9 protein-coding genes are annotated in these 11,721 nt (G+C 67.1%); all 9 read right to left on the bottom strand.

All coding sequences use genetic code 11. The features are described from left to right. Positions 1-17 precede the first annotated feature (17 nt). Positions 18-1,658 (bottom strand): class I adenylate-forming enzyme family protein, encoded by a 1,641-nt coding sequence (locus AC1Q7Q_RS39375; RefSeq protein WP_492375573.1) that lies wholly within the window; start codon positions 1,656-1,658, stop codon positions 18-20. A gap of 35 nt (positions 1,659-1,693) precedes the next feature. Then, positions 1,694-2,866: an ABC transporter substrate-binding protein gene (locus AC1Q7Q_RS39370; RefSeq protein WP_150984552.1), complete on the bottom strand. Its 1,173-nt coding sequence runs from the start codon at positions 2,864-2,866 to the stop codon at positions 1,694-1,696. 64 nt (positions 2,867-2,930) lie between these two features. After that, positions 2,931-5,204, bottom strand: a complete 2,274-nt coding sequence (locus AC1Q7Q_RS39365) for a 3-hydroxyacyl-CoA dehydrogenase NAD-binding domain-containing protein (protein ID WP_492375572.1) — start codon at positions 5,202-5,204, stop codon at positions 2,931-2,933. Positions 5,205-5,238: 34 nt separating this feature from the next. Continuing rightward, positions 5,239-7,068 (bottom strand): AMP-dependent synthetase/ligase, encoded by a 1,830-nt coding sequence (locus tag AC1Q7Q_RS39360; protein WP_492375571.1) that lies wholly within the window; start codon positions 7,066-7,068, stop codon positions 5,239-5,241. A gap of 69 nt (positions 7,069-7,137) precedes the next feature. Further along, positions 7,138-7,950: an ABC transporter ATP-binding protein gene (locus AC1Q7Q_RS39355; RefSeq protein WP_492375570.1), complete on the bottom strand. Its 813-nt coding sequence runs from the start codon at positions 7,948-7,950 to the stop codon at positions 7,138-7,140. Next, positions 7,947-8,744 carry an ABC transporter ATP-binding protein gene (locus AC1Q7Q_RS39350; RefSeq protein ID WP_492375569.1) on the bottom strand — a complete coding sequence of 266 codons (798 nt, stop codon included), beginning with the start codon at positions 8,742-8,744 and terminating at the stop codon, positions 7,947-7,949. Before AC1Q7Q_RS39350 ends, AC1Q7Q_RS39355 begins: the two co-directional genes overlap by 4 nt. A gap of 12 nt (positions 8,745-8,756) precedes the next feature. Then, positions 8,757-9,833 (bottom strand): branched-chain amino acid ABC transporter permease, encoded by a 1,077-nt coding sequence (locus AC1Q7Q_RS39345; RefSeq protein WP_174426302.1) that lies wholly within the window; start codon positions 9,831-9,833, stop codon positions 8,757-8,759. 7 nt (positions 9,834-9,840) lie between these two features. After that, positions 9,841-10,713 carry a branched-chain amino acid ABC transporter permease gene (locus AC1Q7Q_RS39340; protein WP_492375568.1) on the bottom strand — a complete coding sequence of 291 codons (873 nt, stop codon included), beginning with the start codon at positions 10,711-10,713 and terminating at the stop codon, positions 9,841-9,843. A 241-nt stretch (positions 10,714-10,954) separates the two neighbouring features. Next, entirely contained in the window at positions 10,955-11,566 is a 612-nt protein-coding gene (locus tag AC1Q7Q_RS39335) for a methyltransferase domain-containing protein (RefSeq protein ID WP_492375567.1), read from the bottom strand. Between the last annotated feature and the right edge of the window lie 155 nt (positions 11,567-11,721).

Here is an 11,721-nt window from a genome sequence, read left to right as displayed (position 1 = left end):
ACAGGCGGGCCCGGTGCTCAGCCCTCGCCAGGGTGCGCGTGGTGCGCTTCGTGGTGCTCATCGTAATGCTCGTGATAGCGCTGGCGCAACGCGAACTTCTGGATCTTCCCGGTGGAGGTGGCCGGCAATGCCGCCAGCAGCAGCACCGCCTTGGGCACCTCGAAGCCGCCCAGGTGGGCCCTGCAGTGCGCGCCCAGCTCGTCGTCCTCCACCCGCGCGCCGGGCTTCAGGGTCACGAAGGCCGTCACCGCTTCGCCCCAGCGCGCATGCGGCAGCCCGACCACTGCCGCATTGGCCACGGCGGCATGGCGCAGCAACACTTCCTCGACCTTGATCGAGGGCACGTTTTCGCCGCCGCTCTTGATCATGTCCTTGATACGATCGAGGAACAGCAACTGGCCATCCTCGTCCAGCACGCCAAGATCGCCGGAGTGATGCCAGCCAAAGCGCTGCACGCGGGCGGTAGCCTCGGGGTCCTTGTAATAGCCCAGCATCACGTTCGGCCCGCGAAACACGATCTCGCCGGCCTCGCCCGGGCCGAGCAGCCGGCCGTCGTCGCTCATCACCGCCACCTCGTTGACCACCGTGCCCACGCCCCAGAAGGCGCCAAAGCGCTTGCGCTGCTCCTGCGCCTCGAAGATGGTGGCCGCCGGGTACATCTCGGTCTGGCCCGAGCACAGGACGAAGTTGGGGCAGAACGCATCCAGCAGGCGCAGCAGCAGGTTCTTGGGCAATGGCGCCATGCCGTAGATGCACAGCCGCACGCTGGAGAGGTCGGTCGCGGCGAACTGCGGGTGCTCCAGCATGGCCCGGTACATCATCGGCAGCGCCACCACCACGGTGACGCGGTGCCGGGCCAGGTCCGCCAGCACCCGGGCCGGATCGAAGCCGCGCCCGATCACCACGGCATGGCCGCCCAGCAGCGCGCTCATGGTATTGCCGTGCTGCGCGCAGTGGAACATCGGCAGCAGGCAGGTAAAGACTTCACTCGCCGTCCCGCAGCCGGTATCGACCAGGTTGGCCGCCAGCACCGAATGCACCGAGGCGTGGGAATGCATGACACCCTTCTGCGGGCCGGTGGTGCCGCTGGTGTACATGATCTGTGCCAGTTGGCCGCTGGCGATGTCCACATCTGGCAGCGTGGCCGGCTGGCCAGCCAGCGCGTCGGCATGCCGGGTAACAGCTAATCCGGCTAATCCCGCCATCTCGCCTGCCACCTCGCCCGCCGGCTCCAGCAACACGACGGGAATGCGCAACGCCGCGACCAGCTCGCCGATGCCGGGCCGCGCCAGCACGGACGCGTCCGCCACCAGGCGCGTTACCTCCGCGTGTTCCAGGATGTACTGGATCGCATCCGGCGCCAGCGCCGTGTTGATCGGCACCCACACCATGCCCGCTTTCTGGATACCTAGCAGCGCCACGATCATGTCGATCGAGTTGTTGCACAGCATGCCGACACGCTCTGCACTGCGCATGCCCTGGGCCAGCAGGTAGTGGGCAAACTGGTTGGTGGCGGCGTTCAGCGCCGTATAGCTGAGGCTGTGGTCGCCCTCGATCAATGCCGTGCGGGCGCCGAAGCGCCGGGCGCTGCGGTGGATCACATCGCCCAGGGCGATGCGCCCGATGCGCTCGCGCGCCTGTTCCGTTGCCGTGCTCATGGTTGTCTCCGGTTGTTCATGAATGCCGCGCCCGCTCAGTTCATCTTGGGCGGCGGCAGCAGGTCGCTGGCCGGGATCCACTTGTCGCCAGCCACCTTCATGATGCGGATGCGGTCGTTGCTCAGGCGGTTGCTGGCGGAGACATTGAAGCCCGGGTTGCCCAGCGCGTCCTGCGGTAGCTTGGTCGACTCCATGGCGGCGTTGAAGGACTCCGCGCTCAGGTTGCGCCCGGCCTTGTCGGCGATGGTGGCGAAGGTGGTGTAGGCGTAGTAGCTGAACATCGAGTACACGCCCGGGTCTTCATTGAAGCGTTTCTTGTAGGCGGCCGCCCATTGCCGTACCGCCGGGTTTGCATCGTCCGCATAGGGCAGCATGATGAAGGCTGCCGCATGCAGGCCTTCCATGGCCTTGCCGCCGAGCAGCGGCACCTGGTGCGCGTAGTTGGCCGAGGTGCCGGCGAAGACCGGGTTGAAGCCGATCTTGCGCGCTTCCTGGACGGAGGCGATGTACTCGCGCATCGTGGAGGCGTTGAATACCAGGTCGCAGTTGGCCGCCTTGAGCCGCGCCATCTGCGAGGAAAAGTCGGTGGCGCCGCGCTTGTACGACACCTTCTCCACCAGGGTCATGTTCCTGGTCTTGAGGTAGGCCTGCACGCCCTCCACGGACTCCCGCCCGTAGTCGTCGTCCTGGTACAGCGCGCCCACCCGCTGGTAGGGCTTCTGCTTGAAGAAGTAATCCATGATGGTGGTGGACATCAGGAAGTTGGACGGTCCCAGCGCGATCTTGTATGGGCTGGCCGGCTCATACATGTCGCGCGCGGCGCTCTGCGGCATGAAGTTGAAGACCTTGCTTTGCACCAGGAACGGCAGCGTGGCCATATTGGGCGCGGTGCCCAGGTGGCCGATGATGGCGAACACGCCATCCTGCGTGACCAGCTTCTGCGCGGCCAGCACGGCTCGCTTGGGCTCGTAGCCATTGTCTTCCACCACCACCCGCAGCTTGCGGCCCTGCACGCCGCCACGGGCGTTGATCTCTTCCACGGCCATGGTCATGCCGTTGCGCGACTCCTTGCCGTAGTTGACGATCGGCCCGGACATATCGGTGATCAGGCCGAGCACGATTTCCTTGTCGGTGACGCCGCGCGTCTGCGCGCTTGCGCCGGCGCTGAGCGCGAGCGCAATGGCGGCGATAGTGGTCTTCAAGATCATGGTTGTCTCCTTGTCTTATCGGTTCGTTGCTTGTTCGTTGCCTTCTTGCTGGTTTGCCTTGGCTTCAATGCACGCTCTGCGGCGGCTTGGGTCCCGACTGGATCCTGCTTTGCACGGACCGAGAGTCCTGCGGTAATGAGATAGGCGCATGGGAGATCGGCGCATGGCACTGTGCCTGGCCGCCCGGTGCTACGGCATCGGCTGCGGGCGGCGGCGCGCACCAGTCGGACAAGCGCTGCCCGCTTTGTGCCAGCGCCGCCAGCAAGGGGGAGATGTCCCAGTAGTCGTAAGGATTGCCGCGCAGGCGGGCGTAGCGCTCCAGCCCGGCTTTGACGCGGGGCAGGCCAATGCTGTCCGCCTGCCACACAGGGCCCCCGAGATAGTCGGGAAAGCCATAGCCGGCGGTCCATACCATGTCGATGTCTGCGGGCCGGCAGGCCATGCCCTCCTCCAGCAGCTTGGCGGCCTCGTTGATCAGCGGAAAAATCAGGCGCTCGATGATCTCGGCATCGGTAATGTCGGTGCGCTGGGCGATGCCGTGCGCGCGGCCCAGCGCGGCGCAGATGCGCTCGGCCTCCGGGTCCGCCACCGGCTCGCCGTCCGGATAGCGGTAGTAGCCCGCGCCGCTCTTGCAGCCGAGCCGCCCCAGCATGAACAACGTACGCACCACCGCGCGATAGGCGGGATCCGGCGGCAGTCCCCCGGCCTTGCCGTACTCCAGCACGATCTTGGCGCCCGTGTCGATCCCGGCCAGGTCCAGCATGCGGCACGGCCCCATCGCCATGCCGTAAGCCTGCATCACGGCATCCAACCGCGCCGGGCTCACGCCTTCCATGAGCAGGAACTCGCTCTCGCGCAGGTAGGCCTCGGCCATGCGGTTGCCGATAAAGCCGAAGCACACGCCCGTCACCACCGCTACCTTGCCGAGCCGCCGGGCCAGGTGCATGGCAGTCATCAACACATCCGGCGCGGTGGCGCTGCCGCGCACCACTTCGATCAACCGTCCGCCATTGGCCGGGTTGCGGAAATGCAGCCCGGCGAAATCGTCCGGCCGGCCGCAGGCCTCGGCCAATACCTCCACGTCCAACGTGGAGGTATTGGTGGCAATGATTGCGCCGGGCTTGCAGATCTGGCCAAGACGGGCGCACACCTGCTGCTTGAGCGCCATATCCTCCACCACCGCTTCGATCACCAGTTCGCAGCCGGCCAGTGCGTCGTAGTCCAGCGTGCCGGCAATCAGGCCCATGCGCCTGGCCACCTGATCGGGCTGCAGCCGCCCGGCCGCGGCACTGGCCTCGTACTGGGCGCGCACGGATGCCAGGCCCTTGGCCAACGCCGCGCCGCTGGCCTCAACCAGCGTTACCGGCAAGCCGGCGTCCGCCAGGCTCATGGCGATGCGCCTGCCCATGGTGCCGGCGCCCACCACTCCAGCGGTATGCAGCGCGCGCGGCGTGATGCCCGAGGGCACCCCGGGCACGCGGGCCGCCTGGCGCTCGGCAAAGAACAGATGGCGCAGCGCCCGCGATTCCGGCGACGCCACGCAGGCGGCAAGCAAGGCGGCCTCCACCGCCTCGCCCCCGGCGAACGGCAGCGTCGCTGCCGCCTCCACCGCTTGCACAATTGCCGCTGCCGCGGGATAGCGCGCACGCTCCTGCGTGGCGCGCTGCAAGGCCTGCGCGAAGAAGTCCGGCGGGAGCCCGGCAACAGGCACGGACAGCCTCGACAGCCGGCGCGGCGGCGCTCGCTTCGCCAGCAGGTCTTCCAGAAAATGAAGGCCAGCGGCCAACGGCTCGCCCGGCACCAGCGCATCGACGATGCCGGCGGCCAGCGCCGCCTCGGCGTCGAGCATGCGCCCGCTCAGCATCAGGTCCAGCGCCAGGGCCGCCCCGCAGGCGCGCGGCAGCCGCTGGGAGCCCAGCGAGCCGGGCAGCAGCCCCAGCTTGATCTCGGGCAGCCCGACCCGCGTGCCGGGCGCGGCCACGCGGTAATGGCAGGCCAGCGCCAGTTCCAGCCCGCCGCCCAGCGCGGTGCCGTGCAGCACGGCCACCACCAGCCGTTCGCACGCTTCGATCCGGGCCAGGATACGGTTGTAAGGCGCAGCCGTGAAATCCGGCGCATCGAACTGCGCGATGTCGCCGCCCGCCACGAAGGTCCGGCCCGCGCACCAGATCAGCAAGCCATCGAGGGAGGAATCGGCCTCGAAGGCGGCCACCTTGGCATCCAGCCCCGCCACCGTCGCCACCGAGAGCGCGTTCACCGGTGGATGGTCGATGCACAGCAGGCCGATGCGGCCATGCCGCACCAGGCTGACGGGAACCGCTTTGTCTGCATCGCTCATGGCGCCTCCTGTCTCCTGTTGGGGCCGCTTGCGTTCAGGCCACCTTGGCCAGGTACATCGACTCGATCAGCGCGCTGTATTTGTCGTTGACCAGCTTGCGCTTGAGCTTCATGGTGGGCGTCAGTTCCTCGTCCTCGGCGCCAAGGCGGGTCTCGATCAGCCGGAATGCCTTGATCTGCTCGACCCGCGCGAACTGCTTGTTGACACGGTCGATCTCCTGGCCCACCAGCGCGATCACCTCCTTGCTGCGGCACAGCGAGCCGTAGTCGGAGAAATGCACGTCGTGCTCCTGCGCCCACTGCTCCACGTTGTCCTGGTCGATCATCACCAGGCAGCTCAGGTAGGGCCGGCGGTCTCCGATCACCACGGCGTCGGTCACATAGGGGCTGAACTTGAGCTGGTTCTCCCACTCGGACGGCGTGACGTTCTTGCCGCCAGCGGTGATGATCAGGTCCTTCATGCGGTCGGTGATATAGAAGTAGCCCTGCTCGTCCACCCGGCCCACGTCGCCCGTGCGCAGCCAGCCGTCGGCCATGGTCTCGGCGGTCTTGGCGGGCAGGTTCAGGTAGCCCATGAAGACCTGCGGGCCCCGCACCAGCAGCTCGCCTTCCTGCGAGACCTTCACCTCGGTATGCGGCAAGGCAATGCCGATGCTGCCCGGGCGTGTCCGGCCCGGCGGGTTGCAGGTAGCCGCGCCGGTGATCTCGGTCATGCCCCAAAGCTCGTGCAGCACGATGCCCAGCGCCATATACCAGCGGATCAGGTCGGGCGAGATCGGCGCCGCGCCGGTCACCGCCAGTTGCACGCGGTTCAGGCCCATCGTGCGGCGCACATTGCCCAGCACCAGCGTATCGGCCAGCCAGAGCTTCAGGCGCGCGGCCAGAGGCAACACCGTTGCCTGCCCGTCCTCGTGCACGCGGGCCTGCCCGGCGGCCAGCGCCCAGTCATAGGCCCAGCGCTGCAGGCGGGTCGCTTCCCGGACCGCGATGGTCACGCTGGAATACAGCTTCTCCCACACGCGCGGCACCGCCAGGAAGGCGTCGGGCTGGATCTCGCGAATGTTGTCGAAGATGGTGTCGGGGTTCTCGACAAAATTGACGACGGCACCGGACAGGATCGAGTAGTACTCGCCAAAGATCCGCTCCGAGACGTGGCACAGCGGCAGGAAGGCCATGCGCTCGCCGATGGTGGTGGCGGGGAGGAACTCGCGCAGCGTCAGGCAGCTGCGCAGCACATTGCGGTGCGACAGCATCGCGCCCTTGGGCCGTCCCGTGGTGCCGGATGTATAGACCAGCACCGCCAGCGCGTCGGCGCTGCCGGCGGCCAGCCGCGCCGCCACCAGCCCCGGTTGCCGCGCCCGCGCTTGCCTGCCGAGTGTCAGCAGCGCGTCAAAGCTGAGCACGCCGGGGTCATCGAAGCCGGCCAGCCCTTCCATGTCGTACACGATCGCCTTGCGCAGCCGTGGCAGGCGCTCGCGCACCTCCAGGTACTTGTCCAGCTGCTCCTCGTTCTCGGCGAAGAGCATGACGCTGCCCGAGTCGTGGCAAAGATACTCCACCTGCGAAGGCGAGTCGGTGGGATAGATGCCGCTGACCACCGCACCGGCGGTGAGTGCGCCAAGGTCGCTCCACACCCATTCGCGGTTGGTGCTGGACAGCACCGACACCACCTCGCCTGCCTGCAGGCCCAGCTCGGCAAGGCCGGCGGCGACATCGGCCACGATCTCGCCCACTTCGCGCCAGCGATAGCTGCGCCAGACGCCGAGGTCCTTCTGCCGCATCATCACGGCGTCGGCGCGCTGGGCCACGGCGTGCCAGAACATCTGCGGCAGGGTCTCGAATGCCGCTTCGGAAAGGGGCCGCATGGTGTGCGCCGTCGCCATTGCCGTTGCCATTGCCATTGATTGCTCTCAACTTGGTGATCGTTTAGCGCGCTACCGCCAGGTCTTGCGCTTTTTCCAGCGGCGCTCGCCGCGCACGCCGTTGTCCTTCATGCCGAGGTAGAACTCCTTGATGTCGTCCTTCTCGCGCAGCACGGCGCAGGTGTCCTCGGCCACGATGCGGCCGTTCTCCAGCACATAGCCATAGTCCGCCGCGTTGAGCGCCATATTGGCGTTCTGCTCCACCAGCAAGATGGTGGTGCCGCGCTCGCGGTTGATGCGCACCACGATCTCGAAGATGTCCTTGGTGAGCTTTGGCGACAGGCCCAGGCTGGGCTCGTCGAGCAGGATCAGCTCCGGCGCGGCCATCAGCGCGCGCGAGATCGCCAGCATCTGCTGCTGGCCGCCCGAGAGCAGGCCGGCATCCTGCGCGGCACGCTCGCACAGCACCGGGAAGTAGTCGTAGACCATTTCCATGTCGCGCGCCACGCCGTCGCGGTCGCGCCGCGTATAGGCACCCATCAGCAGGTTGTCGCGCACAGACAGCAGCGGGAACACCTCCCTCCCCTCGGGCACGTGGCTCAGGCCACGCCGCACGATCTGGGCCGGATCCATTGCAGCGATGCTCTCGCCCTTGAAGGCGATGCTGCCGCGCGTCGGGTCCAGCACGCCGGAAATGGTCTTGAGGATGGTGGTCTTGCCGGCGCCATTGGCGCCCAGCACGGTGGCGATGCAGCCGCGCTGCACGGCAAGGCTCACGCCCCGGATCGCCTTGACCGGGCCGTAGGCGCTTTCCACGTTGGCCAGCGCCAGCACGGGCGTGCCGTGGATTTCGCGCATCTTGTCAGCGCCTTCCATCAGGTTCATGCGGCCCTCCGCAGTGAGGCTACGTCGTCTACGGAGCCCAGGTAGGCTTCGATCACGCCGGGGTGCGCCTGGACCTCGGCCGGCGTGCCCTGCGCCAGCACCTGGCCCTGGTTCATCGCCAGCACCCGGTCCGACACGCGCGACACCAGGCTCATGTCGTGCTCCACCATCAGCACGGTGATGCCCAGCTCGCTCTGGATATCGCGGATCCACCAGGCCATGTCCTCGGTCTCTTCCACATTCAGCCCGGAAGACGGTTCGTCCAGCAGCAACAGCCGCGGGCTGCTGCACAAGGCCCGCGCCAGCTCCACCACCTTGCGCACGCCATAAGGCAGGCCCGCCACCAGCGCGTCGCGGTGCGCCTGCAGGTCCAGCAGCTCGATCATTTCCTCGGCCTTGTGGCGCGCGGCCAGCTCCGAGCGGCGCGCGGCGGGGGTAAACAGCAGGTCAGCCCAGAAGCCGCTGGCGCGATGCGTGTGGTGGCCGATCAGCAGGTTCTGCAGCACCGTGGCGTGCTCGAACAGCTCGATATTCTGGAAAGTGCGCGCGATGCCCTGCGCGGCGATCGCGTGGGGCGGCAACTGCGTCAGGCTGCTGCCCTGCCACAGGATCTCGCCGCCGGTGGGCGGATAGATGCGGCTGATCAGGTTGAACACCGTGGTCTTGCCGGCCCCGTTGGGCCCGATCAGCGTAAAGACCTCGCCGCGCCGCACATCGAAGCTCACGCCGCCAAGCGCCAGCACGCCGCCAAAGCGCACCGACAGGTCGCGCACGCTGAGAAGAGTGTCTGTCATGTGCGGGCCTCCTTATTTCAGGCGCTCGGAGCGCTGGAAGGCCTTCTGGCGCCGGAACATACCCTGGCGATAGAAGGGAAACAGCTCCAGGTACGTGCGGATCTTGCACCAGCGCCCGTACAGCCCCATCGGCTCGAACAGCACGAAAGCCATCAGCACCAGCCCGTACACCAGCGCCTGCAGGCCGCTGGCTTGCCCGATGGCAGGCGGCAGGAGATCCTTCGCCAGCACGATCATCTGCGGCATGACGATCAGGAAGATCGCGCCAAGAAACGCGCCATGCACAGAGCCCAGCCCGCCCACCACAACCAGCAGCAGCAAGTCGATCGACTGGGCAATGCCGAATTGCTCGGGCGAGATATAGCGCAGCTTGTGGGCATACAACGCCCCCGCGATGCCAACCAGCGCGGCGGACAACGCAAACGACAAGGTCTTGTAGCGCGCCAGGTGAATGCCCATGCTCTGCGCCGAGATCTCCGAGTCCCGGATGGCGATGAAGGCCCGCCCCGTGGCACTGCGCAGCAGGTTTAGCACGGCCAGCGTGGCCAGCAGGCAAACCGCGAGCGACAGGTAGTAGAACGCCACAGGCCCGTCAAGCACATAGCCCCACAGCTGCGGCGCGGCCACCGGCAGGCCGGCATTGCCGCCGGTCACGCTCTCCCAGCGCGCCAGGACCTCCTCGACGATCAGGCCGAAGGCCAGCGTGGCGATCGCCAGGTAGATGCCCTTGACGCGCAACGCCGGCAGGCCCACCACCACGCCCGTCAGTGCCGACAGCGCAGCCGCGGCCAGCAAGGCCGGCACGAAGGGCACGCCGTGGCTGGTCAGCCAGGCCTGTGTATAGGCGCCCACGCCAAGGAAGGCCGCATGGCCGATCGACAGCAGCCCCGTGTAGCCGGACAGCACCATCAGGCCCAGGCCCGCAATGGCGTAGATCAGCACAAAGCCAAGCTGCGCGATCCAGTAGCTGCTGGCCCAGCCCGGCGCGATCAGCAGGCAAGCCATCAGTAAGCCGTACCAGAACACATGGCCCGGGTGCCTGGCCAGGCGCAGGTCCTGGCGATAGTCGGTCTTGAAGAGGAATCGCATCGCGTCTCTACACCTTTTTGCGCAGGTTCTCGCCGAACAGGCCGTTCGGCTTGACCACCAGCATGATCAGCACCACGACATAGGCCGCGACGTCCTTGAAGCCCTCGGGCAAGTAAAAGCCCGCCAGCGACTCCACCACGCCAATCACCAGCCCGCCCACGATCGCGCCCGGCAGGCTGCCGAAGCCGCCCACCACCGCTGCGGGGAAGGCCTTGAGGCCGAGCATGCCCATGCTGGCGTGGACAAAGGTGATGGGCGCCAGCAGCAGGCCGGCGATCGCGGCCACCGACGCCGACAAGCCCCAGACCAGCCCGTTGAGCCGCCGCACCGGAATGCCCATGTAGTAAGCGGCAAGCTGGTTCTGCGAGCTGGCCTGCATCGCCACGCCGATGCGGCTGTAGCGGAACACCAGGTAAAGCACCACGCAAAGCGCCGCGGTGACGCCGATCACCGCCACCTGCTCCACGCTCAGCACCAGCGCGCCGGTGCGCCACACCATGCCCTGGTAAGGCACCGGCAAGGTATGCGTGCCGGCGCCGATGCCCGGCACCATGGTGATCAGGCCGCGCATCACGTAGCCCATGCCGATGGTCAGCATCACCACGGCGAACTGCGGCTGGCCCAGGATGGGGCGAATCGCCAGGCGCTCGACCAGCATGCCAAAGCCTGCCATGCCCGCCACCGTCAACGGCACGGCAAGCACCAGTGGCAACCCGAGCATGGTCAGCACCACGCCAGCGAAGGCGCCCAGCATCATGAACTCGCCTTGCGCGAAATTCACCGTCTCGGTCGCCTTGTAGATCAGCACAAAACCCAGGGCGATCAGCGCATAGATGCAGCCCAGCGCAATCCCTGAGATCGTCAATTGCAGGATCTCCAATCTTGTCTCCTGTGCCGGCCGCCCCTTGCCGCGCGCGGTCTGCGGGCGGCAAGGGGCCGATCTCGGAATTGGGTGGGTCAAGCGCGCCCGATGGCACCGGGTGCGACGCGTGCCGTCTTGCGGCTGCTGTGACTGGTGCCACCGTAACAAAACTACCGGTGTGGCTCTTGTGTGGACTGGCTGTATATGGATTGGGGATTACCCATGGATAGCGCGGCTGGCGCTGTGCGCCGCCAGGGGGTCAGCGGCGCACCAGCACCACCGCAAGCTCGAATGCGCCGCTCGGATGCGTGACAGCGCCGAACGGCGGCTTGGGCCATTCCCATTGCTGGGCGGGGAACAGCGCGCGCATGGCGTTGATGTCGCAGTGATACGGCGGCCCTTCCACCACGCCCTGGCCAGCGCTGTCGCGGCGCATCTGCATGACCAGCGCTAGCAGGCGTCCGCCGGGACGCAGCCAGGCATGAAGCTGAGCGGCGTAACGGGTCCAGTGGTCGGGATGCAGCGCGCACAGGCAGGTCTGCTCATAGATGGCATCCACCGGCGTGGCCGGCTGCCAATGCAACACGTCCGCCTGTTCCAGGTCCGCTTGCAGTCCGCTGCGCTCCAGCCGGGCAAGCGTGCGGGCCAGCGCCCCGGGCGCGTAGTCGATACCGCTGACCCGCGCGCCATGCGCGGCCAGCGCGGCGACTTCCCAGCCACCGCCACAGCCGGGCACGACCACACGTTCCCCGGCCTGGATGACGCCTTGCGCCAGCCAGGCTTGGAGTTGCGGGCTGGCGGATTCGCGTTCCCAAGGGGTTTGCCCGGATTCGAAGCGGGTTTGCCAGAAGTCGATGGTGGGTCCTGCCATTGGGGGCTCCTCTTATTTTTTTGAAGTTTCCGGTCTGCTGTTTCTTTTGCTGATTCTTTTAGCGGCGTTGGTTTTTGCACCCAAGGGCCATACGACATCCCCCTGCGGGGGCTGCCGGTCACTCTTCTTTGCGTCGGCAAAGAAGACTAACGAGA

This window comes from Cupriavidus sp. GW823-FHT07A04 (assembly GCF_058794615.1).
The sequence above is the reverse complement of the archived record's forward strand: the minus strand, read 5'-3'. Positions and strand labels throughout refer to the sequence as shown.

Coding starts and splice junctions, on each gene's coding strand:
- AC1Q7Q_RS39365 (WP_492375572.1), bottom strand. CDS start 5,204: ATGAGCGATGCAGACAAAGCGGTTCCCGTCAGCCTGGTGCGGCATGGC.
- AC1Q7Q_RS39360 (WP_492375571.1), bottom strand. CDS start 7,068: ATGCGGCCCCTTTCCGAAGCGGCATTCGAGACCCTGCCGCAGATGTTC.
- AC1Q7Q_RS39345 (WP_174426302.1), bottom strand. CDS start 9,833: ATGCGATTCCTCTTCAAGACCGACTATCGCCAGGACCTGCGCCTGGCC.
- AC1Q7Q_RS39355 (WP_492375570.1), bottom strand. CDS start 7,950: ATGAACCTGATGGAAGGCGCTGACAAGATGCGCGAAATCCACGGCACG.
- AC1Q7Q_RS39370 (WP_150984552.1), bottom strand. CDS start 2,866: ATGATCTTGAAGACCACTATCGCCGCCATTGCGCTCGCGCTCAGCGCC.
- AC1Q7Q_RS39335 (WP_492375567.1), bottom strand. CDS start 11,566: ATGGCAGGACCCACCATCGACTTCTGGCAAACCCGCTTCGAATCCGGG.
- AC1Q7Q_RS39375 (WP_492375573.1), bottom strand. CDS start 1,658: ATGAGCACGGCAACGGAACAGGCGCGCGAGCGCATCGGGCGCATCGCC.
- AC1Q7Q_RS39350 (WP_492375569.1), bottom strand. CDS start 8,744: ATGACAGACACTCTTCTCAGCGTGCGCGACCTGTCGGTGCGCTTTGGC.